This is a genomic window from Paraburkholderia dilworthii (assembly GCF_000472525.1).
GTDB classification, from domain to species: domain Bacteria; phylum Pseudomonadota; class Gammaproteobacteria; order Burkholderiales; family Burkholderiaceae; genus Paraburkholderia; species Paraburkholderia dilworthii.
Genome location: NZ_AWZT01000019.1, coordinates 97,372 through 120,798 on the forward strand (window position 1 = coordinate 97,372; position 23,427 = coordinate 120,798).

Here is a 23,427-nt window from a genome sequence, read left to right on the forward strand (position 1 = left end):
ATGACACGCATTGAACGACCTTTCGACATGACGCGTCTCGAAGACGAATGGCTCGAAGCGGATGGCTTCGGCGGCTTCGCATCGGGAACGGTGGGCACGCTGCGCACGCGCCGTTACCACGCGTTGCTGTTGACGGCCACGCGCGCGCCGGGTGGCCGCGCCGTGCTTGTGAACGGTGTCGAGGCATGGCTCGAAGCGGACGGCGAGCGTTATCCACTGACCATGCAGCGCTATTTGCCTGACGTGCTCTATCCTGACGCGGTGGCGAACGTGCTCGACTTCACCACAGAACCCTGGCCGACATGGCGTTTTCAATTCAATACGGAAACGCTTGTGATAGCCGAAGTGTTCGTCAGCAAGGCGACGCGCGAAACGGTATTACGCTGGCGGTGGCAACGCACGCAGGCGGCATCGCAAGCAAGCGCGCTTACGTTGAAGGTGAGACCGCTGCTGTCGGGCCGCGACTATCACGCGCTGCATCACGAGAACGCCGCGTTCGACTTCAGCGCTCAAACGACTAACGATGCCGGCTGCGTAAGCTGGCAACCGTATGGCGACCTGCCGCGTATTCATGCCGCGACGAACGGCATCTACACGCACGCGCCCGACTGGTATCGCAACTTCTGCTACGTTCGCGAGCGCGAACGCGGGCTGGATTTCAGCGAAGATCTGGCAACGCCCGGCGTCTTCAGTTTCAATCTCGCGGATGCAGACGCGGTGATGATCCTCAGTGCACTGGACATGACGGCCGCGGGCGCTTCAACAACGAGCCATGCCAACGAACTCGCCGACATCGAACAACAACGCCGCAGCGCAACCGGTTCGCGTCTGCAACGTGCCGCCGATGCGTACGTAGTGCAGCGTAACGAAGGCCGCACGATACTCGCGGGCTTTCCGTGGTTCACCGACTGGGGCCGCGATACGTTTATCGCAATGCGCGGCTTGCTGATCGCATCCGGCCGTCTCGATGCGGCCGAAGCGATCCTGCTCGAATGGTCCGGAACCTTGTCCGAGGGAATGCTGCCGAACCGCTTTCCCGATTACGGCGACGCGCCGGAATACAACTCCGTCGATGCATCGCTATGGTTTATCGTCGCCGTGCACGACTATCTTGCGACGAACCACGCAAGCGCGGCGACCATAAAGCGCCTTCAGCAAGCGGTCGACGCGATTCTCGCGGGTTATACGCAAGGCACGCGTTTCAACATCAAGGCATCCGCCGACGATGGTCTGCTATGTGCAGGCGTCCCGGGCATGCAGCTTACGTGGATGGACGCAAAGGTCGGCGCTTGGGTCGTCACGCCGCGTATCGGTAAGCCGGTGGAAGTTCAAGCGCTGTGGATCAACGCTTTGCGCATTGCAACAACGTGGAATCCGCAATGGCAGCAACCCGCCGCGCGAGCGTTGCAAGCATTTCATGAACGCTTCATCGACCCTTCCACGCAAACGCTTTTCGACAACATCGACGTCGATCATTTGGCCGGCACAGTGGATCGCTCGATTCGACCGAACCAGATTTTCGCGGTCGGCGGTCTGCCGTTTGCATTGCTCGAAGGCGCGGCGGCGCGCGCGGTCGTCGATCAAGTGGAAGACCAACTGCTCACGCCGCTCGGCTTGCGCACGCTTGCGCCGTCGGACCCGGCATATCGCGGCCACTACAGCGGCGCGCCGTACGAACGCGATGGCGCCTATCATCAGGGAACCGCGTGGCCGTGGCTGCTCGGCCCGTTCGTCGAAGCCTGGCTACGCGTGCGCGGCCATTCACCCGACGCGCGCCGACAGGCGCGAACACGATTTCTCGATCCGCTGTACGCGCATCTCGATCATGCCGGGCTCGATCACGTGTCCGAAATCGCGGACGGCGACGCGCCGCATGCGCCTGCCGGTACGCCGTTTCAGGCGTGGTCGCTGGGGGAACTGCTGCGCATCGAGCACCTGCTTGCCGGGATCGATCGCGCCATCGCCTAAACCGCGCTACGATGTGTGTCCCACCGCCAAGCCCGACGCAAGGATGCTGTCATGCCACCGCTGCGCGCTGCCAATCTGTTCGCTACCACTGAAGGCTCACGCCTGCACTCAGCCGACTGCGCCCACTGGCAGCGCTGGGGACCGTACCTCAGCGAGCGCCAATGGGGCACCGTTCGTGAGGATTACAGCGCGGACGGCACGGCGTGGGATTCTTTTCCGCACGACCATGCGCGCAGCCGCGCATACCGTTGGGGCGAGGACGGCATTGCCGGTTTCGGCGACGACACGCTGAGCTGGTGCGTGTCGCTGGCGCTGTGGAACCGCAAGGACCCGATCCTGAAAGAGCGGCTCTTTGGTCTCACGAATGCGCAGGGTAATCACGGCGAGGACGTGAAGGAGCTGTACTTCTACGTCGACGGCACGCCCACGCATTCGTACATGCGGATGCTCTACAAGTATCCGCATGCCGCTTATCCGTATCAGGATCTGATCGAAGAAAACGCGCGGCGTGGCGGCGACATGCCGGAGTACGAAATTCTCGATACCGGCGTGTTCGACGACTTGTGCTATTTCGACGTGCAAGTCGAATACGCGAAGCACGCACCGAACGACATCGTGATGCGCGTGACAATCGAGAATCGCGCAGACCAGTCCGCGTCGCTCGATGTGCTTCCGCAAATCTGGGCGCGCAATTCGTGGTCGTGGAAAGAGAACCCGGATAAGCCGTCGCTCGTTGCGAGCGCCGACCATAACGGCAACGCGCAGTTGATCGGGCATCAGCATGGACACGAGCCGATTGTCGTCACGGCCTGGACGAACGACGCGCCGCAACTCACATGGCTGTTCTGCGAGAACGACACCAATGTGAAGCGCCTCTTCAACATGGAGGCGGAAGGCCCATTCAAGGACGGCTTCAACGATTACCTCGTGCATGGCGATCAGCAGGCGGTGCGTCGCGAGCGCGGCACGAAAGCCGGAGCGCATGCGCCGATTGAACTGGCTCCGCGCGGCCGCGCGGTGGTGTACATGCGATGGCGTCCGGAAGCGAGCCCCGACGAAGTGCCGCTGGACGCCGATGCACTGTTTGCGAAGCGAATCGCCGAGGCCGACGAATTCTACGGCGCGCTGCAACACGACATGAACGATCCGGACGCGCGTCTGGTGCAGCGTCAGGCGCTCGCGGGCATGCTGTGGTCGAAGCAGTATTACCAGTACGACGTGCATCGCTGGCTGGAAGGCGATCCTTTGCAGCCGAAGCCCGCAGCCGCGCGCAAGCGTGGGCGCAACGCGGACTGGATGCATCTGTGCAATGCGGACATCGTATCGATGCCCGACAAGTGGGAGTATCCGTGGTACGCGTCGTGGGATCTCGCGTTTCACGCAGCCGCGTTCGCGCTGATCGATCCTGCGTTCGCGAAGCGTCAATTGCTGCTGCTGGTGAAAGACCGTTATCAGCATCCGAATGGGCAACTGCCGGCTTACGAATGGGCGCTCGGCGACGCGAATCCGCCCGTTCATGCATGGGCCGCGTGGCGCGTGTACGAGATCGACCGCGCGCTCACCGGCAAGGCGGACCGCGATTTCCTTGAGTTGATCTTTCATAAGCTGCTGCTCAATTTTTCATGGTGGGTGAACCGCAAGGACGCCGACGGTCACAATATTTTTCAGGGCGGTTTTCTCGGCCTCGACAATGTGGGGATCTTCGATCGTTCGTCGCCGCTGCCAACCGGCGGCCACATCGATCAGGCCGACGGCACCGCGTGGATGGCCGCCTATGCGCTCGACCTGATGCGTATCGCGCTCGAACTTGCCTATGCGAACCATGTGTTCGTCGATATTGGCGTCAAGTTTTTCGAGCACTTTCTGTACATTGCGCAAGCCGTGAGTTGCGACGACGGCTGCGATACCGGACTCTGGGACGGCGAAGACGAGTTCTTCTACGACAAGCTGCGTCTGCCTGACGGCAGCAGCGTTCCCATGCGCGTGCGCTCGATTGTCGGGCTCATTCCGCTCTTCGCCGTGCATGTGCTCGAAGAGCGTTTGCATGGCGAATTGCCCGGACTGCGCGATCGGCTTGTCTGGTTCCTCAGGCATCGTCCGGACCTCGCGAAGCTGGTCTCGCGCTGGGACGAGCCCGGCAAGGGCAATGCGCTGCTACTCTCGGTGTTGCGCGGGCATCGCATGAAGGCGCTGTTGCGGCGTGCGCTCGACGAAAGCGAGTTTCTTTCCGATCATGGCGTGCGCGCGCTGTCCCGATACCATCGCGATCATCCGTTCGTCTTCAATCACAACGGCAACAGCTTCACCGTCAAATATCTGCCGGCCGAATCGGATACCCGCGTATTCGGCGGTAATTCGAACTGGCGCGGTCCCGTGTGGATGCCGGTCAACTATCTGCTGATCGAATCGCTATACGAATTTCACCGCTATTACGGCGACGAATTCCGCGTCGAGTATCCGACCGGTTCGGGCCAGAAGTTCTCGCTGTGCGAAATCGCCGACGAACTCGCGCGCCGCGCGACCACGCTGTTCCTCAAGAACAAGGACGGCGAGCGTCCGGTAATGGGCGCCTATCCTTTGCTGCAAGCGGACCCGCGTTCGAGCGATCTGGTTCTGTTCCATGAGTATTTCCACGGCGACAACGGACGCGGCGTGGGCGCTTCGCATCAAACGGGCTGGAGCGGGCTTGTGGCGTTGCTGTTGCAGCCGCGTGTGATGGCCGCTTCGGGCAGCGTGCCGCTCGCGGGCGAGCCGGGGCGTGCGCCGGTTCCGACTGCGCCATCTGCGCCGGCACGCGAGGTCGAGCCTGAAACGGCGTCTGCGTTGGCGAGTACTGCCGTCAAATAGCGCGCTATCGTTTTTGAACTGTGTGGGTGCGGGCGTGGTCTTTCAAGTATTGCCACGTCCGTTTCATTGGCTTCTCAAAGTGAATCCCATGTCGACTACACCGAATCCTCAAGCCGCTAATCCTTCGAACGCAGACGCTAGCGGCCACGTTGCTGTCGAGCGCAGTTGCAAAGTCAGTGCGAGTCCGCACGGCGAGCCGCCGTCGCCTGCCGGCAAACGGCCCGCGCCGCCTTGCACGCTGGTGATCTTCGGCGCGGGTGGCGACCTCACGAAGCGCCTGCTGATGCCCGCGCTTTACAACCTCGCGGTGGACGGCTTGCTCGACGGCGGCATGCAGATCGTCGGCGTGAATCATGGCGCGCGCGAGACGGCGGAGTGGCGGGGAGACCTGCACCAGTCGCTGCAAAAATTTGCTGCCGACAAGGCCAGCACCTTTCACGCCGGCAAGCTGGATGACAACGCGTGGAACTGGGTCGCGCAACGCCTCGAATACCTGGCCGGCGACTTCGAGACGCCCGACACCTTCGCGAGACTCAAGCAAAAGCTCGCCGAGGCGCCCGGTAGCAACGTGATTTTCTATCTGGCGGTCGGCTCGCGTTTCTTTAAACCGATCGTCGAACATTTGGGCCAAACGGGCTTGCTCGAGGAGGGCGATGGGTTTCGCCGCATCGTGATCGAAAAGCCGTTCGGCACCGATCTCGCATCGGCGCGCGATCTGAATGCGCATATCCTTTCCTATGCGAAGGAATCGCAGGTTTATCGCATCGATCATTTTCTCGGCAAGGACACCGTGCAAAGCATCCTTGCGGTGCGCTTCGCCAACGCGCTATTCGAACCCGTATGGCGTCGCGAATATATCGACAGTGTGCAGATCACCGCGGCCGAAACAATCGGCGTGGAAGGGCGCGGCAAGTTCTACGAGCAGACCGGCGCGTTTCGCGACATGGTGCCGAACCACCTGTTCCAGTTGCTCGGCATGGTCGCAATGGAGCCGCCCAATTCATTCGATGCCGAAGCCGTGCGCGATAAAAAGGCCGAAATCTTCGACGCCATCTTGCCGCTGAAGCCGGGGGACGTCGTGTTCGGTCAATACGAAAAGGGCCCGGCGGGCGTTGGTTATCGCGAGGAGCCGGATGTCGCGCAGAACAGTACGACCGAGACGTATGCGGCCGCGCGCGTGTTCGTCGAAAACTGGCGTTGGGCCGGCGTGCCTTTCTATCTGCGTACGGGCAAGCAGCTCGCCGTGCGCCGCACCGAAATTTCGGTGCAACTGAAGCCGGTGCCGTTCCGCTTGTTCCGCGACACGCCTGTCGATGCGCTTACACCGAACGTGCTGACTTTGCGTATCGATCCTGCGCACGGTACGAGCTTCGATTTCAACGTAAAAACGCCGGGCCCGGTGATGCAGATCGGCCCGGTACAGTCTTCGTTCGATTACGGCGATTTTTTTGCGGAACGCGCGAACGTAGGCTATGAAACACTGCTGTACGACTGCATGCTCGGCGACGAGACGTTGTTCCAGCGCGCCGACAGCATCGAAACGAGTTGGTGCGCGGTGGACGATGTGTTGCATCCGAAAGCCGGCGGCGCGGTTCCGTTGCACGGCTATGCGGCCGGCAGCGAAGGGCCCGCCGAAGCCGATGCACTATTGGCGCGCGACGGCCGCTCATGGCGGCCATTGAAAGCCAACGCAGTCCAGAAGAAGTAATGCCATGAAGCACAATCACACATATGGGGTAACCGTGGCGACATCCAAAGCAAAAGCAGCGAACGCGGCAAAGGTTGCGAACGCGCCGAATACGGCAAAAGCCGCACAAGCAGCAACGAGTGACGAACGGATTCTTGCAATCGACGTCGGCGGCACCGGCTTGAAAGCGGCCATTATCGACGCGGACGGTCAGATGCAGACTGAGCGCGTGCGCGTCGCGACACCGCATCCGTGCACACCGGACCAACTCGTGGATGCATTGGCGAAACTGGTCGAGCCGCTGATCGCGAAGGCCGCGCCAGCGTTGATGTCGATAGGGTTTCCAGGCGTGGTGCGTAACAACCGCATTCTGACGGCGCCACATTTCGGCGTGGAAGGTTGGCACGATTTTCCGCTTGCTGATCTGCTCGCGCAGAAGCTCGGCGGTTTGCCGGTTCGCATGATCAACGACGCGGAGATGCAGGGCTTCGCCGCGATCGAAGGCAAGGGAATTGAATTCGTCCTGACGCTTGGCACCGGCGCGGGAACGGCGCTCTTTCGCGACGGCGAGTTGATGCCTCATCTCGAACTTGCACATCATCCGGTGAGCAGGAAAGGCGTTGCCTACGACGAGTACATCGGCGACGCCGCGCGCGAAAAAGCCGGGAATAAACGTTGGAACCGGCGCGTTCACAAGGTAATCGGAATTCTCGAATCGCTCGTGAATTACGACAAGCTGTGGATCGGCGGCGGCAACGCGGCGCGCCTGAAATTCGAATTGCCGGCGAACGTCGCCACCGTTTCGAACGATGCGGGTATTGAGGGCGGCGCGCGGCTATGGCATCCGCGGTCGGTGCGCGAAACGCGGCAGCTTCCCGAAGCGAATGCACGTACGGGCAGGTTCAAATAGTTTCAACTGACGCCAATTGTGACTAGCCGGGAGCAAACGACGATGATTCGAAGGGCTTACGTTGGCGCTGCAAGGCGCCTGGTGTCTGTCGGCGTGGGCACGATGCTCTCCCTCGCCGCGGCTCATGCGTACGCGGCTGACGCGTTCACAGTGGCGTCGCCGGGTCTGGCCGACGGTGCCACACTGGAATCGACTCACGCGGCAAGCGCCAATAACTGCGGCGGCGGCAACGTATCGCCGGCGTTGCAATGGCGCCACCCGCCCGCAGGCACCAGAAGTTATGCGGTGACGATTTTCGATCCCGACGGCGCAAAGGGTTTGGGCATCGTGCATTGGGTGCTGTACGGCATTGCTCCCTCTATCACGTCGCTTGGCGCGGGCGGGGCTTCGCCGCCTGGAAGCGTCGCGGGAACGAATCGCACCGGCGGCCCGGGCTATTACGGACCGTGCCCACCGGTCGGCGACGTGCCGCATCACTACGTCGTGCAGGTCTATGCGCTCGATCTCGCGCCGGACGCTTTGCCAACCGGCTTGACGAGAGACGCGCTGCTCGCCGCAATGAAGGATCACGTGATTGCGGCAACCAGCACCGTGCTTCGATACGGGCGATGAGCGCCGCGCGTTGCGGCTGCCGATCACCTGCCACGCTTAGCGCGCCGCGTCGCCCCAGCGATATTCGATGCTGGCCTCGTCGAGTTGCTGTTTGATGTCGGTGTCCAGCACGAACTCGGACGCCGCCAACGTATCGGTCAACTGTTCGGCGCGGCTCGCGCCGATAATCGCCGACGTCACCAGCGGGTTCGCCAGAACCCACGCAAGCGATGCGCGCGTGAGTGACTCGCCGGTCGGCTCGACAATCGCTTTCAGCCGCTCGATCGTCTCGAACTCGCGCTGATGCCAGTACCGCTGCTGGTACATCGCGCCTGCGGTGCCGACAGCTTCGGTGAAGCGGCCGGAGGGCGTTGCATCGAGCTTGTGCTTGCCGGTCAGCAAGCCGCCCGCGAGCGGGTTGTACGGCATGACCGCGAGTTGCTCTTCCGCCGCGAGAGGCAGCAGTTCACGTTCGATCTGGCGGAACAACAGGTTGTAACGCGGCTGCACCGAGACGAAGCGCGCCACGCGCAGCACGTCCGCGCGACCGAGCGCACGCGCGAGCCGGTACGCCAGAAAGTTCGACACGCCGATGTAGCGCGCCTTGCCCGAACGCACGATTACGTCAAGCGCCTCGAGGGTTTCGTCGAGCGGGGTGTTCGCATCGTCGGAATGCAGTTGATAGAGGTCTACGTAGTCGGTGCCGAGACGCCGTAGCGAGGCGTCGATTGCATGGAGCAGATGCTTGCGCGACGCACCCTGATCCCACGCGGAAGGCCCCATTTTGCCGACCGCCTTCGTGGCCAGAATGAAGCGATCACGCTTGCCCTTCAGCCAGCGTCCGACGATTTCCTCCGTGCGTCCCGCATTGCCCTCGCCGCCGCCGAGCGGATAAACGTTGGCCGTATCGATGAAATTCACGCCCGCGTCCGCGGCTGTATCGAGAATGCGGCGCGAAGCGTCTTCTTCGGTTTGCAGGCCGAAGGTCATAGTGCCGAGACACAAACGGGAAACAGTGAGACCGGTGCGGCCGAATTTACGGTATTGCATGCTCAACTCCGGAATAGAACGGAACGGATTTCGATAGGGAATACGGCAAGAAGAGTCAAAAGAGGATAAACGCAAAACGATAGTTGCGTTCGCAGGCGCTCACGCATGCATTGCAAACGTAAGCTGCGTGCTTACCCGCGTAACAATGGCCGCTCGCGATAGAATCGTTGGAGCCCATTTGCTTGCCGCTTCAGCCGGAACTCCGACGATGACACGCCCAGCCCCAGAAGCCGCCACCCACGCTACAAACCACGCCGCAAACCAGGTCGATGCCGCACTCATCACGCGCCGCTCGATCCGCGCGTTTCTGCCGACGCCCGTGCCGCGCGCGGACATCGAGGCGATTCTCGAAGTGGCGATCCGCGCGCCCTCCGGCACGAACACGCAGCCCTGGAAAGTTTATGTGGTGACGGGCGACTCGCTCGCGCGTCTTTCGCAGGCCTTGCTCGCGGCTTACGATGATCCCGAGCGCGACACGCTCTATCGCGAGGAATATCCGTACTATCCGCGCGAATGGGTTTCGCCCTATATTGACCGCCGTCGCAAGATCGGCTGGGATCTATACGGCCTGCTCGGCATTGGAAAGGGCGACAAGGCGCGCATGCATGAGCAGCACGCGCAGAACTATCGTTTCTTCGGTGCGCCGGTGGGTCTCTTCTTCACCATCGACCGCGTGATGGAGCGCGGCAGCTGGCTCGATTACGGCATGTTTCTGCAAGCGATCATGACGGCTGCGCGCGGGCGTGGCCTCGACACCTGTCCGCAGGCCGCGTTTACGCGTTTCATCAAGTGATCGCGGCGCAACTCGATCTGCCGCCCGATGAGCAACTGGTCTGCGGCATGTCGCTCGGTTTCGCAGACGAAAGCGCGCTGATCAATGCGCTGCGCACCGAACGAGAACCGGTCGAACGATTCACGCGATTCTGCGATTGAACGCGTACCGATAAATGCGCTTATGGTTCATGCGCGTCCCCCTTTGCCACTATCGGAGTCGAATAATGAAAACGTCGCGCCGCCATTTTTTATTGCTGAGCATGAGCGCCGGCTCATCGCTAGTGCTTTCGCGCGCGGCGTTTGCCGCTGGAGCGAATACGCTCAGCGAGGCAGATCCGCAGGCGCAGGCGCTCGGCTATAAAGAGGACGTGTCGAAGGTCGACAAGGCGAAGTACCCGCAATACGCAGCGGGACAAAATTGCGCGACATGCTCGCTGTTTCAGGGCAAGGCCACCGATGCGTACGGCGGCTGCACGCTGTTCGGCGACAAACAGGTGGCCGCGCGCGGCTGGTGCAGTTCGTACACGAACATGTGAGCGGCGGGTAGCCGCGCATTCGTCAGATCAACGCAGCGAGCACGAGTTCGTGGGAGCGGCCGATCCAGACGGCGGCGTCGCGGTGATCGCGCAGCGCGTCGCCGGTATTCGGATGCACGAAGATGTCGAGCGCGCCGTGATTGAGCGTAAGCCAGCCGATGAGGCCGCCGAACTCCTCGTGAGCGAAAGCCACTTGATACGACCACATAGGGTGCGGTCCGACCGGGCGCTCGTGGAAACGGCCCATCTGGATCTTGCCATGCCAATGCGCTTCGATTTGCTCACGAAAGGCCCAGGCGCTGTCGCGGGTCGCGGAATCGAAATAGACATGCGCGTGCCAGATTTGAATGGCGGAGGTGTCGCGAAGAGTCATGCTGTGCCTGTGGTGTATCAGTCGTTATCCGCCATTCATTCTGCTTCAGTTTCCGCCGACGCGCGTGGCGCGCGCCTCATGTGAAACTTGCTCAGTCATCGTCGCCTTGCGCAGGTCGAAGAGAAAGGCTTCGTCTTGTGCGACGGCGGGGCGCATAGTTATTGCAGGGTGGTCGTCGGACATGTCGGGGCGATGCCGGGCGCGCGCCCCGTTAGTAAGAATTGGCGCGAATTGTCACGCTGCCATTGCTTTTTTACCATGCAAGCCTGTTTGAGTGCGCGCGCTTGTGCAGGCAATGCGCGTCGGTTACCGCTCGCGCGGCTCACGAAAGCCGAATGCGAAGCCGTGACCTTAGTCGCGACGCATCAAGCACCACCGATGTTTGCCGCTCGTCTGCCACGTCGCCTTTGCGTTTTGTGCCGACCGCGTGATCGTGAGCGCGGCGTGGTTGTCTGCAGTTTGTCTGCGATTGGCATGTGCCTTGCTTTTGCCTTACCCTCGGATTGCTCCGCGCGGAGGTTCGAGACCTCGCGCGCGAGACGCCGAAACGCCGGGAAACGGCGCCACCTGGCATACAACGAACAAATGCTGAACACGAAACCACATGTTCTGACGCGCGCAATAGATGGCGACGTGACCACGCTCGTCTTCTATCCCGACACAGGCTGTCTGCGTTTCGCCGATTCACGCGGTGTGGTGTGCCACGAACTGCGGCCGCCGCATTCTTGGTTTGCGATTGCGTCCGCGTCGCGCGAAGTGCGCGGCGGGACACACGCAATGTCTGAAGGTTTGAGTACGCTATTGCATGAATTCTGTGCGAAACGCTCGCGATGGCTAAGCGGCCCCGCGGCGGCACGCATGCTTGCATCCACGCGCGCGCATGCTTTGTCGCCGGCACTTTGCCACGAACGCCGGGCTGCGCGCACGCCGGCGTTTTCGTCGAGCGACGCGGACGTGCACACGCCCTTACGTTCGCTTACGATGAACGTAGCGGCAGCGCAGTAGCGGATTCATCAGCCGAAAGACCCATGCCGGTTTGCGTGTCTATTCAGTTTTGTTCGGTGCCGTCCGTTCAGTACGGCGGACAGCACAACCAACTTTGCGAGGTGGGCTATGGAGATTATCGAGCTTGAACCTAGCGTCTCGGCAGACGGGCGCGCGGTGATTTTCCAGCTTTCGGCGCGAGGACGGGACCTCGAATGCGCCGTCACGCGTGAAGCGCTGGAACAGCATTTCTGGCTGCAACGCGGCGCTGCGGAGGACCGCATGCTGAAGACGTTCGCGGATGGCCGCAAACGCATCACTGCTGTCGCCGAAAGAAAAATGCTGGCGCGTCCAGGAGAGAAAGTCCTGCTGACGATCAGCGATTTTGCCGCGCGCTGATGTTCGCGCTGATGAGGATTGATCGCCGGGCTCGCATCGTCTGCGTGACGTTGCGCGGTTTTTCGTCGGGCTGAGCTTTTTGCGAGCGGCGCCGGATTGCGCGTCGCTCGCCTGGTAGCTTTCGGTTTCCACGTCAGTCGTTGCCGCGGTTTCTCCGCATTTTGCCCCGCCCCGTTCATTCGCCTTGTCCCCGATTGTTACGCCGATTCGTCAAACTGGCGCTGCAAATCCCTTCCTTTTGCCCAATTGCCTGAGTGCTCGCTCGCATAAACTGTTTTTCATGGAGCGACAAATCACCGAGCCCATCGACGCGGTCTTCCCCCGCGTCGTTTGAACCGTACCGTTGATGGCAGTTTGCCGCGATGTTCGATGCGGCTGGGCAGTAGAGCATCAGGAAGTAGAAGCAGAACAATGGCGCAGTAGCAGGTGAAAAAGCAATAACCATTTCTTGTAGTGCGGGGTAGTAGTTGACGTAGCAACAACCGCGTTTGCAGTAACAGTTGAAGTCGCAACGAAGGTCTCGGCAGTACTAGTACAAGTCGATAGAAAACGTTTGCGCAGTAGCAACACAAGTAGCAACAGCGTTTCAGTTTCGATGGTCACAGGTCGGCTAGCATCCACGCGCAAGCACGACTCTTCCATCCTGTCCGGCCCTGTTCTCTCGCGGGAACAGGGTTTTTTTTCGTCGATGCGAAGAAGGCGCGATACTTTCGCTGTTTAAGCCGGACTTAATATTCGCTTGCCATCATGCCTACACAGACTCACATTAGAGGCTGTCGAGCCGCCGGCGCATCGGCGGCGTTCGTCGCAGAGAAATCTACGGATCGTGCGACGAAGCCGAGAGAGTTAAGGAGGTTGAACCTTATGTCCAGTAAATCGCGAGTCCGCAAACATAACCCGACGGCCATGTCGCCGCTGTTGCGCGCGCTGACCCACAGCCGTAGCGCTCACGCGCCTGTCACCGCTGCGATGCTTCTTCAGTGCTATACGGCGCTCGACGCGTTCCAGCACGGCCACGGCTCGCGCGACCTGCACATGACGTTGAGCCGGCATTTGCTCGTGTCGCAGGAACTCGCGCGCCTCGGTCTCGGCGAAGAGGTTCTCGACGATATTCAGAGCGGTCACGCGGCGATGGTGCAACTGGATAGCCGCGAGCAGCGAACCGGCGCATGGACGCTCGATGACGACGAATACGCGCGCCTCTGCGCAGCGCTCGCCGTTCTCGATGAGCAGTTGTCCGCCGCATCGCTGAGCGAGATCGCGAACGCGCAAGCGCGCATGATCGAGGGTTTGATGCGGTCCGCGCGGACGAGAGCAATCGCGGAAGCGGTGCTCTGAGCCGCGAAGCGGGCAAGTCGAAGAGGCTCCTCGGACGAAGAAACGCCCCACGTCGGGGCGTTTTTTTCATGTAGCGACCGTTAGTGTCCGTATCGAGGGTGCGCCCATTTGGAGCATTTATACGTGACGCAAAGTAAGGACGCTTCGAGCAAGGCGGCGTTTATCGCGGGCTGTCGATTGAATTTTTGAAAGCCGCTCTTTCTAACCGGCGTTCCCGGCGGACCGATCAGAATCATCGGCTCGCCGTAGAGCGGCAGAACCTTGTTGAAGCTTTTGAGTTGTTAGCCAGGCCACGGAACATGTTCATGCATCAGCCGCCGAGGAGCGCGGCTACCTGACAGTGCGCCTGCCGCCGACAACGGTTCGATTGATTGGCGCTGACGTCTATGCGGTCGAAAACACTACAGCTGCCGAGCCGGCGATCTCCGTGAAACTTCGTGTGAAGCGATAGGCTTGACCTCCTATTTCCATCGAATTTGCGCCCGAAGACGTTGATGCAAGCATGTCATTGGCGACTGAGGTCGAGATTGCGCCGATCTGCTTCAGTTCTTCGCTTGCGCCCTCGGGATCACCGAGGTAAACGGTGCAGACGTCGGTCGTGTGCCGCATCATCACCACGCTCATAGCGCCATCAAGTGACCGTTCAATGTATCCGGCGAGCGTCTGGAGCGATTCGGGTACCTGCTCTGGCCGGTTGCCTGCGGGGTTATCGTCATCCGTCACTTTTGCCTCCCTTGCCTGATTGGCCATGTGGCGTTCTTGCGCCGTCTTGCGTGCTGCCATCATGGCACATCGCCACCCGAAGGTTTGTCGCACTTGAGAATACATCGTGGCAAGCAGATTTGCGGCCGCAACGTTGCAGCGGTAGCGATCCTATGCGAGCGGTTCCGGTGTCTACGGTTGCACCGGATGCTTCGCCAGTGTGACTTCGTGGCCCGGTAATCGTGTGTTACCAATCTCTCACTGTCGTTGCACTTCTGTCCGGCATCGCCCCCTACACTTCGGACCACGTTTACTGTGCCGTGACTGGCGCGAGTATCGAAACGGCGCCGAGAGGCACCACATCCCAAAAATCCAGTCTCTGAGTATCTTCGAATGAAAGTTAGTCCGGTAAGAATAGCCCTGGTTGCAACGACGCTGATCTTCGCGACGGCAGGCACGGCGAACGCCGCGGGTTGTCTCAAGGGTGCGGTAGTGGGGGGCGTGGCGGGGCATTACGCGGGACACCATGCTGTCGTCGGCGCTGTCGGTGGCTGCGTGGTCGGCAGGCACCTTGCGAAGCAGCACGCGCAACAACAAGCCCAACAGCAGGCCGCACAACGTCAGGCAGCACAGGCGCAATAAGACGTTGTCGGCATCGTGTACCCGGTGAAAAGCAGGACATCGCTGGACCACCGGGTATCTGACATCTACGCCGCAAACACCGCCGATTCAAAGTTTGCACCGCACTGCGGCCATCGCTGGAAGGCTCGTTAGAGCGCAACGGAAGCCGTGGCGTTTCCAAAGTAAAACGACGCGGCATCTTCGGTTCAAGACTCCAGGCGCCTTGTCGCCGCCGACAGTTTGCGCTGCGCTAATCGTTGTATTGCGTCACGTCGTAATAGCTGATCCAGTTCTGATTGCCGCCCAGTTCAACCAGACGTGAACCACCTGAGGTCAGCGCAGGGAACGGACAATTCGTACACGTGCGAGCGCCCACCGAATTGGTCCCCGCGCTGACCGTCGTCTGATACTGCCCGAACGTGGTGTTGTTAGGCTTGCCGACCGCAAAGCCGTCCACTTCGCCGCTCGTGCCGGCCAACGTCAGACCGGACGCCTGAATCTGCACCGAATTCACCGTGTATGCGAGATTCTGTCCGTTGACGAGGCTCGACCAGCTCACGCTCATCGCATACTGAGCGCCCGCAAGCGATCCGGCGGGCGCGAGAAACTGCGTTTCGAAGTCCGACAGCAAGCTCGGCCACGACACTGTCGCGCCGGCCGCCGCTCCGAGCGGGCTGCCCGGATTCATCACCTGCGACTCACCGAGTTTCGCACCGTTGCTGTCGTAGAACGTCACCGTGTAGGTTGCGTAAAGCGGCACTGTGCTGACGTCGACAGCTTGCGCCGCGTATACGCCGCTCGATGCGGGCGGCGCGAAGCTCGCCGTCGACGACAGCGATTGCCATGACCAGCGGTACATAGACGTGCTGCTTGCACTCGTAGCCGGCGATACCGGCGCGGCGCTCAACGCGGTATCGGCAAGACCGAGCGTGCCGCTGCCGGCGGCGCTGCGCGGCAAAAGCCAGACAGGCGCGGAGAGCCCCGGCCCCGTGACGGACGCCGAATACATAGAGGGATTCAACGCAACCGGAATCGTGATGTCCAGACCGGACTCGTAGCGGTTCACGTCGTCAAGCCGCGTGTCGAGAAACGTGCGGCGCTGAAGCCGCGAATTGATCGACACCGCAAATTGCGACTGGTTGCCGACGAGGTCCCAGCCCAGCTGCGTGCCGTTCGCGAGCGCTACCGGCGCCGCCATCTGTTGCACGATGCTGTACAACGCGCCTGCCGCGCCGTCGGCGAGGGTGAACGGAATCTGCACGAGCGCTTGCTCCTTGCCACTGCGCGTGAAAAACGCGAGGGTTTTTGGCGACCCGAAGCGCGCGCCGGTCAGCAACGCATCCGGCAAGCCGTGGCCCACTGCAAGATCGCTGGAGCCGTTTTCAAGGAAAGTAGCGTCGATGGCGGGCGAGCACGACGTATTCAGCGTGCCCGTTGCGGCGCACGCCGTGAGCAACGACGCGAGCGGTTCCAGATAATTGGCCGCAGCCGGTGGCGCGGCAAGCTTCGTCGATTGCCCCGTCTGTGTGTTCAACGCGACGGTCGTGCCGGGCGCGGCATTGGATAGCAGCAGCGAGCCGCCATTAGCACCGGTGACAACGGAGACGGTATCGATAACCGCATCCGCGCCCGTGTGGTTCGGCGTGAACGCGGTGCCGACCGGGTCGAAGCCGGCGGCCTGAACGCCGTTCCGCGCGAGGATGTCCGAGAGCATCGCGTCGAGCGTGATGATGGCGATCTGAACGGAGGGCAGCGTGACTTTGGCGAGTGCGGTGCTCGACGCGAGATCGGACGGAATGCCCGACGCCGTCAGCATCGCGGCGATAGCGGTGGTAAGCGTCGTGACGTTGGCGACGGCGGGCGCCGTGCCGTTGGGCAGCTTCGCAAGCACCGAGACAAGCGGGCTTGAGAGGCCGGTTGCGTCGTTCGCCATCAGCAGGAACGGCGCGGTCATGCCCTTGACAGAGATGGTGTAAGCGCCCTGTGCGTCGGTGGTCGCGGCCGCTTGTGCGCCGGTGGCGTCCATCAACGTCACGCTTGCGCCGACCCATGCGCTGCCGCTCGCCACGGTGCCGGTAACGGAAGTCGCGGTGACAGTTTGCGTGTTGGAAGAGCCCGGCCCCGAACCAGAACCGCCACCGCCGCCGCAACCGCCCAGTTGAATGACGGCAAAAGCCACGGCGGCGCCGACGGCGCTGCGCATTGACACTCGATGCATGAAATTCCCCGATGTTGTGATTTGTTTTGATACCGGCCCATTATGCCGATAAGTTTTTCAATCCGCCGCGTAATGTCGTTGGATTGAAAACGACTCGTATGTTTTGTGCCGATTAATGGTCGATCGATGGCCACTTAATGGCCGCTTAGAGAAGGCATCCGGCGCACGCGCGGACCGTCCCGAGCTGCTGCGCATGATCGCGGATTTGCAACCGGGCGAGGACGTGATTGCCGGGAAGATTGACCGCATCAGCCGCTTGCCGCTTGCCTCGCCGAGACCGAGCGCCGGGTTGCCTCGATTCGCGACAAGGGCGCTCGCCTGGCCGTGCCCGTCGTGGTCGATCTTTCCGAGCTGGCCGGCGAGGCAAAGGGCGTGGCCAAGATCGTGCTCGAATCGGTGCAGGAGATGCTTCTGAAGCTCGCGTTGCAGATGGCGCGAGGACTATGAGGACCGCCGCGAGCGCCCGCGGCAGGGAATTGAGCTTGCACGACAGGCCGGCAAGTACAAGGGCCGCACGCCCAAGACAGCAACCCACGCGCGGATCGTCGCGCTGCGTCGCGCCGGCCACAGCATCACCAAGACGGCCGAGCTGGCCGCGTGCAGCGTCAGCCAAGTAAAGCGCGTTTGGGCGATGCGTGAGTCCGAATAATTAGGTCACGGCTTGTCGCCCATCATGATTGTGCGAGGGCCCGGGTAGTAGATGTCGCAGCGTTCCCACACCGCCGCGTTTTTCTTCGGACAACTGCTATTTCTGCGCCCAGGTTCGTAAGAGGGAATTCTTTGCCTAGCGAAGCGAGGAGCTTCAGCAGGCTGTATTGTCCGTGGCGCTCACAACGCTAGCAGACCACTTCGATGTGGCTCGCGCGTGCTGCCACTGCTCCGAGAGAAACGCTTCCATTTGCCATTCGATTCGTTATGCGGGATCAAGGCTCGTGACGTTCCGTCCGCAGTGCCATCCCTTAAAAAAAGCCGACGCGCATTGCTCCCGCCGACCAAAGGCTCTGGCATTTCCGAGGTCCAACATCACACACGCCAGAGCTTAAGACTTCGACCTCGACGTGGGCCATTGCGGCAAGTGACCCTGCCTCGCTTTCACGTACAAAAGCTCATGCACCCATGCGCGAGGACTCGCCACGGGCACTAGCCACTGCGCGAGTCTCGGCTTTAAATTTGAGAATTTTCCTAATTAGGAGATGGCTATCGGCCGCCTATCATCTCGTTGCCTGTTTGGCGCCCTTCCGAGAATGTCGCCAAGCAAGTAGCGATTTCCGCTGACCAACCTAACGTGAAAGTTAAATCATGAAACGTACCCTCCTTGCCATTTCCGCTGCTTCCGCACTCGGCGCTGCCATGTTCGCCACCAACGCGATGGCGGCCGACGGCACGATCACCATCACCGGCCTGATTCAAGCCACCACCTGCGCCGTCGGCGTCAATGGCACGGCCAGCGGCGACGCCACGGTGGCCCTGCCGACGGTAGCCAACACCTCCCTGGCTGCGGCGAACGCAAAGGCCGGCCTGACGCCGTTCACGATCAAGCTGACCGGTGCAAGTTGCACCAACGGCGCAGCCGCGAAGGCAACGTTTGACGGCGGCGACATTAACTACGCCACCGGCCGCCTGACCAACGGCGCCGGCACGGCCTCCCTGGTGGAAGTGGGCCTGGTCAATGGTGACGGCACGGACATCACGATTGGCGACCTGACCACCATCAAGGGCGCCACCATTGCTTCCAATGCCGCCACCTTGGGCTACGGCGCACAGTACGTTGCGACTGGCGCCGCCACTGCCGGTACCGTCAACAGCAAGGTGACTTACTCGATCGTCTACAACTGATTCGCAGATCAGTGAATCGTTGATTACCGCCCCACCGCTCGGTGGGACGGTATGCCGTACCAATTCTCCGTACTACTAAGGTATTCACATGTTCTTCACCGTCCTCGGGCGCCGCATGGCCGGCGTCGCCTTGGCGGCGCTTTGCAGCGTCGGCACAGCCCAGGCAAGCATTTTGATCACTGGTACCCGGGTGATTTACCCCATGCAAGAGCGCGAGGTTACGGTGCGACTGACGAACAACGGGAGCCAGCCTAGCGTGGTGCAATCCTGGCTCGACAATGGCGATCCCAAGCAGACGCCGGATACCGCAGATGTGCCATTCGTGCTGACCCCGCCGATTGCACGGGTGGACGCCAGGCGCAGCCAGTCGCTGCGCATTGCCTATACGCAGGCAGACCTTCCGAAGGACAAGGAATCGCTCTTCTGGCTGAATGTGCTGGAAGTTCCCGCGACGGCCAAGGACATGCCAGGCAATACGCAACAGTTGCGCATCGTCTTTCGTTCACGCATCAAGTTCATCATGCGCCCCCAAGGGCTGGAAGGCGATAGCGCCAGTGCCGCCGAAAAGCTGATCTGGCGCGTGGTGCCAGGCGCCAACGGAAAGGGTTGGGCCATCGAGTGCACCAATCCCACCGGATTCCACGTGTCATTCAATCGCATCGAGCTTGCCCATGACGGCAAGTCGTCCGACGCAGGTGGCGGCATGGTTGCGCCACAGGCAACGGAGCGATTCCCCCTGCGCGATGACCTGAACGCGGCGCCCGCCGACGCCGAGATCCACTTTTCAACCATCGACGATTACGGGGCATTCGTCCCGCACAAGTCTCCCCTCAAGCCATAAGGCGAGAAGGCAAAAGGGCACCGGCGAATACGCCACGTGCAATGCAATGAACGCGGATCATTCCCGGACCTTCGCACGGGTGATCCATGTCGATTAAGTTATCAACGAAGTGGCACCTATGTCGAAGCAGACGTCAAATAGCACCAGCCAATTTGCACCACTGTTGCCGGGCAAGCTGACGCCTGTCCACCTAGCGGTATATGTGTTGCTGATGCAATGCACAAGCCACGCGTGGGCAAGGCCGAACTCTGGAGTCGCCGACGGCATGGAGACCTCGGGGGCTACGCTTCTGGCAGCGGTCGATGACATCGGATTCGATAAGTCGATGTTGTGGGGCGAAAAGACCCGCGCAACCGACCTGACCCGATTCGAAAGAGGCAACCCCGTGGTGCCCGGCACCTATCGTGCTGACGTGTACGTCAATGGCCAGTTCATGGGCCAGGACGACATCTCTTTTCGCGAGACGAAGCCCGGCGGCGACGGCGAGGCGTGCATCACGCGCGAAATGCTTAATCGCCTTGGCGTGCCCAGCGACAAGATGCTGGGGGTTGGCACCAATGTGTCGGCCCAGGGCTGCCTGGATCTCGGCCGCACCGTCCCCGGGGCGACCTTCCAGTTCAACAGCGGCGACCTGCGCGCGGACTTCAGCATCCCGCAGGCGTCAATGCAGCGCGTTCCCCAAGGCTACGTTTCGCCCGAACGCTGGGATACCGGCGCGCCGGTGGCATTCATGAACTATCGGGTCAACACTTACAACAACAATGCAGGCGGCACGAACGGACGCCAGGACTACGCCGCCGTGGACGCGGGCGCAAACCTGGGCGGATGGATGCTGCGGCATCAGTCGACCTATTCCAGGCAACCGGACGGCACCAGCCGATGGGACGTCCTGAACACCTATGTCCAGCGGGATATCCCGGCGTGGGACTCGAGGGTGCGAGTCGGCGATACGTTTACCACCGGGCAATGGTTCGACTCGGTTGCCATTCGCGGCGCTGGCTTGTCTAACGATGTCCGGATGCGACCGGATTCACTCAGCGGCTACGCCCCCACGATCCGCGGCACGGCGGAAACCAACGCACAAGTGACGGTGCGCCAGAACGGCAACGTCATTTATCAGACGACTGTCAGCCCGGGCGCGTTCGAGATCAACGATCTCTATCCCACGGGTTACGGCGGCAACCTGGACGTAACGATCACCGAGGCCGACGGGCGCGTCAAGACCCTGAGCGTCCCGTATGCGGCGGTGCCACAGGCGCTGCGCGAGGGCGTCACCAACTATACGGTAGACGTCGGCGCCGTACGCGAGGCGACTGTTAAGGGACGTCCGTACCTGGCGCAGTTCACCGTCCAGCGCGGCCTCACCAACTTCATCACGGGCTACACCGGCCTCGCGCTGACAAACCATTACTACGCCGTCGTTGGCGGCGCCGCGTTCAATACCCCAGTGGGCGCGTTCAGCGTCGACATGACGAATGCGACCACGGAACTGGCGAGCAACCGGGCCACCGGGCAGAGCTACCGGGTCGCCTACAGCAAGGCGTTGCCCGAAAGCGGCACCAGTTTCTCGGTGGCAGCTTACCGCTATTCGACGAATGGCTACTACGGCCTGCGCGACGCCATGGTCGCGGTCGACAGCCCGTCAACGGTCGCCCTCCAGTCGCATGAACGCAGCCGTGGCCAGATTGCCATCAACCAGAGCTTGGGCCGTTATGGCTCCGTCTTCCTGACCGGGTCCGTCCAGAACTATTGGAACCGCAGCGGCAGCAATGTTCAGTACCAGCTGGGCTATACCGGCAGTCGTGCGGGACTGACCTACTCCCTCTCGGCGATGCGCGTGCGGGACCTCCGGGGGGAAAACAGCAATCAGGTCTTTGCGAGTCTGTCGATTCCGCTGGGCAAGAGCATCAATGCGCCCGTGCTGTCGACCAGTGTCAACACTGGCGGCGGATCAACGTCGACTCAGGCCTCGCTGACAGGCTATGTGGATGAACAGCGTACGCTCAACTACACGCTCGACGCCAACTACGCAAGCGGTTCCCGTACGACCAGTGGCGGCGGCTCGCTGCAGTACAGCCTGCCATTCACCGCCCTCAGTGCGGGCGCCAGCGGGGGCTCCGGGTTCTCGCAGCTCTCGCTTGGCGCTGCGGGCTCCGTGGTTGCTCATCCGGGCGGCGTAACGTTCGGCCAGCCCGTTGGCGAGAGCTTCGGTATCGTCGAAGCGCCGGACGCCGCGGGCGCCACGGTCACTAACTCGTACGGGGTTCAGATCGACCGCTTCGGCTATGCCGTCGTGCCGTATCTGACGCCCTATCGGTCCAACGTGATCTCGCTGGATCCGAAGGGTCTGCCGGTCGATGTCGAACTGACCTCCACCAGCCAGGAAGTGGTACCCACCGCAGGGGCCGGCGTGCTAGTCAAGTTCCGCACCCAGAGCGGGCGCGCCGTGCTGATCAAGGCCCGGATGCAAGACCGCACTACCGTACCGTTCGGCGCCAATGTGTTCGATGCCGCAGGGAAGAACGTGGGCGTAGCCGGGCAGGGCGGCCAGATCCTGGCACGTGGCATGGAAGACAACGGCACGATGACGGTCAAGTGGGGCGACGACAAGTCGCAAGCATGCCATTTCGACTACCAGTTGCCGAAGCTCGACAAGTCAGTGAAGCGAACCACCTACGACCGCCTGAGTGCCATCTGCCTGCCCGGAACGGGAATCAGCCCGTCGGGCGGTGGCGGCAAGACAACCGCGATGCGGTAACTCGATGTAGAGCGCCTCGCAAGCTGGGAGGCTCGACGAAGGGAATTTGAAAATGAAAGCGTATATGAGGTTGTTTCTTAATCGCCTGGCAAAGAAAGTGGCCTGGCCGCTTCTGTTGGCTGGGCTGCAATGGCAATGCCACAGTTGGCGTCCGCTGCTGTGGGCATAAGTTGCACAGGTTCGATCCCGGTGAATGTGCCCGCTATCGACAGCGCTGACGTGGCAGTGGCGCCGGTCGGCGGATTCATCACGCCGTGGTACGCGTCAAGCATCCACTCTATAGCCAGCGCCGGCTGCAAGGGCACACTCTATATGTACCGGCAGGCAATGGCCAATTTCTTTTATCTGACCGGGCCGGCTGCGTCGGGCGCGACGGTAACGGACAATGGCGTGACGTATGATGTCTACCCCACAAGTGTGCCGGGGATCGGCTACGTTCTGGGATTTGCCAGTTATTGCACGCCCGGCGTATACCAGGCCATGAAGCCGGGTGCGCCGCCCGCGCCGGCCGCACCGATTATCGGTAATGGGAATGCGTGTGCGTCACCTCAGACGCCTTCGTTCAATGTGGTGGATCAGGCGTATTTCACGTCCATCTCAGCGGGCGGCAACACATTGCAACCGACAAATGTGAATCTGCAAGTTCGCTTTGTGAAAACGGCCGCCAGCCCGGGCACCGGTGCGATCACGGGCAACTTGGCCAGCATGTGTGTCTATTCCTATGGCAATAGTAGCAACTTGCCCACCGAACCTGACCCTAGCAACCCTGCGGGAGGGCCTTACTATTTTGGCAATTACAACCCTAACGTGGTCGCCTGTGGAACTAGCCTGACCGTGGGCGCCTCGGTTCTGCCGATCACATGCGATTTCGGCGTGGGCGGCCTGAACCGGAACATCACGTTGCCGACCATTGCCAGCAGCGCACTCACAGGAGTCGGTTCGACCGCAGCTGGAGCGCAGTTCTCGCTGAATGTCACATGCCTCAACGCCACCG

General features: G+C 61.4%; 18 protein-coding genes and 2 pseudogenes. 16 read left to right on the forward strand and 4 right to left on the reverse strand.

Going from position 1 to position 23,427, the window contains the following annotated elements; translation table 11 throughout:
* The 5 genes from F759_RS0118140 (at nt 1) to F759_RS0118160 (ending at nt 8,024) form a co-directional block, all read left to right on the forward strand.
* Complete coding sequence (locus tag F759_RS0118140; RefSeq protein WP_027801138.1) at nt 1–1,968, forward strand: amylo-alpha-1,6-glucosidase; 1,968 nt, start codon at nt 1–3, stop codon at nt 1,966–1,968.
* Between the two features lie 51 nt (nt 1,969–2,019).
* The gene (locus tag F759_RS0118145; RefSeq protein ID WP_027801139.1) at nt 2,020–4,815 is read left to right on the forward strand and encodes an MGH1-like glycoside hydrolase domain-containing protein; all 2,796 of its coding nucleotides are present in this window, start codon (nt 2,020–2,022) and stop codon (nt 4,813–4,815) included.
* An 88-nt stretch (nt 4,816–4,903) separates the two neighbouring features.
* Nucleotides 4,904–6,523: a glucose-6-phosphate dehydrogenase gene (gene zwf / locus F759_RS0118150; RefSeq protein WP_027801140.1), complete on the forward strand. Its 1,620-nt coding sequence runs from the start codon at nt 4,904–4,906 to the stop codon at nt 6,521–6,523.
* Between the two features lie 4 nt (nt 6,524–6,527).
* Nucleotides 6,528–7,412: an ROK family protein gene (locus F759_RS0118155; RefSeq protein WP_027801141.1), complete on the forward strand. Its 885-nt coding sequence runs from the start codon at nt 6,528–6,530 to the stop codon at nt 7,410–7,412.
* Between the two features lie 42 nt (nt 7,413–7,454).
* A complete protein-coding gene (locus tag F759_RS0118160; RefSeq protein ID WP_027801142.1) occupies nt 7,455–8,024 on the forward strand; it encodes a YbhB/YbcL family Raf kinase inhibitor-like protein in 570 nt (189 codons plus the stop codon).
* 36 nt (nt 8,025–8,060) lie between these two features.
* On the opposite strand, the gene F759_RS0118165 is transcribed toward F759_RS0118160, so the two are convergent.
* Nucleotides 8,061–9,053, reverse strand: a complete 993-nt coding sequence (locus tag F759_RS0118165; protein ID WP_027801143.1) for an aldo/keto reductase — start codon at nt 9,051–9,053, stop codon at nt 8,061–8,063.
* 208 nt (nt 9,054–9,261) lie between these two features.
* On the opposite strand from F759_RS0118165, the pseudogene F759_RS37930 reads away from it, so the two are divergent.
* Both F759_RS37930 and F759_RS0118175 read left to right on the forward strand, forming a co-directional pair.
* Nucleotides 9,262–9,986, forward strand: a pseudogene (locus tag F759_RS37930) (nitroreductase).
* A gap of 65 nt (nt 9,987–10,051) precedes the next feature.
* Nucleotides 10,052–10,363, forward strand: coding sequence for a high-potential iron-sulfur protein (locus tag F759_RS0118175; RefSeq protein ID WP_027801144.1), 312 nt, complete (start codon nt 10,052–10,054; stop codon nt 10,361–10,363).
* A gap of 22 nt (nt 10,364–10,385) precedes the next feature.
* Here F759_RS0118175 and F759_RS0118180 read toward each other — a convergent pair whose 3' ends face one another.
* A complete protein-coding gene (locus tag F759_RS0118180) occupies nt 10,386–10,736 on the reverse strand; it encodes a DOPA 4,5-dioxygenase family protein (protein WP_027801145.1) in 351 nt (116 codons plus the stop codon).
* 1,113 nt (nt 10,737–11,849) lie between these two features.
* Here F759_RS0118180 and F759_RS0118195 point away from each other — a divergent pair.
* On the forward strand, nt 11,850–12,119 hold the full coding sequence (locus F759_RS0118195) for a DUF1488 family protein (protein ID WP_013342254.1): 270 nt from the start codon (nt 11,850–11,852) through the stop codon (nt 12,117–12,119).
* A gap of 864 nt (nt 12,120–12,983) precedes the next feature.
* A complete protein-coding gene (locus tag F759_RS0118200) occupies nt 12,984–13,457 on the forward strand; it encodes a hypothetical protein (RefSeq protein ID WP_027801147.1) in 474 nt (157 codons plus the stop codon).
* A 384-nt stretch (nt 13,458–13,841) separates the two neighbouring features.
* On the opposite strand, the gene F759_RS0118205 is transcribed toward F759_RS0118200, so the two are convergent.
* On the reverse strand, nt 13,842–14,243 hold the full coding sequence (locus tag F759_RS0118205; protein WP_322787094.1) for a hypothetical protein: 402 nt from the start codon (nt 14,241–14,243) through the stop codon (nt 13,842–13,844).
* Between the two features lie 309 nt (nt 14,244–14,552).
* Here F759_RS0118205 and F759_RS0118210 point away from each other — a divergent pair, with 309 nt between their 5' ends.
* Complete coding sequence (locus F759_RS0118210; RefSeq protein WP_027801149.1) at nt 14,553–14,801, forward strand: hypothetical protein; 249 nt, start codon at nt 14,553–14,555, stop codon at nt 14,799–14,801.
* A gap of 229 nt (nt 14,802–15,030) precedes the next feature.
* On the opposite strand, the gene F759_RS0118215 is transcribed toward F759_RS0118210, so the two are convergent.
* A complete protein-coding gene (locus tag F759_RS0118215; RefSeq protein ID WP_244438857.1) occupies nt 15,031–16,983 on the reverse strand; it encodes a hypothetical protein in 1,953 nt (650 codons plus the stop codon).
* A 130-nt stretch (nt 16,984–17,113) separates the two neighbouring features.
* Here F759_RS0118215 and F759_RS45410 point away from each other — a divergent pair.
* The 6 genes and pseudogenes from F759_RS45410 to F759_RS0118240 form a co-directional block, all read left to right on the forward strand.
* Nucleotides 17,114–17,242 (forward strand): annotated as a pseudogene (locus tag F759_RS45410) (hypothetical protein); the annotation flags it as partial.
* A 231-nt stretch (nt 17,243–17,473) separates the two neighbouring features.
* Entirely contained in the window at nt 17,474–17,647 is a 174-nt protein-coding gene (locus F759_RS45415; RefSeq protein WP_456088824.1) for a helix-turn-helix domain-containing protein, read from the forward strand.
* Nucleotides 17,648–18,297: 650 nt separating this feature from the next.
* Nucleotides 18,298–18,834 carry a fimbrial protein gene (locus F759_RS0118225; RefSeq protein ID WP_027801151.1) on the forward strand — a complete coding sequence of 179 codons (537 nt, stop codon included), beginning with the start codon at nt 18,298–18,300 and terminating at the stop codon, nt 18,832–18,834.
* 88 nt (nt 18,835–18,922) lie between these two features.
* Nucleotides 18,923–19,675, forward strand: coding sequence for a fimbrial biogenesis chaperone (locus F759_RS0118230; protein ID WP_027801152.1), 753 nt, complete (start codon nt 18,923–18,925; stop codon nt 19,673–19,675).
* A gap of 118 nt (nt 19,676–19,793) precedes the next feature.
* Entirely contained in the window at nt 19,794–22,433 is a 2,640-nt protein-coding gene (locus F759_RS37940; RefSeq protein WP_051377330.1) for a fimbria/pilus outer membrane usher protein, read from the forward strand.
* A 189-nt stretch (nt 22,434–22,622) separates the two neighbouring features.
* Nucleotides 22,623–23,427 (forward strand): hypothetical protein (locus tag F759_RS0118240; RefSeq protein WP_027801153.1); only part of this gene is annotated, 805 nt, incomplete at its 3' end.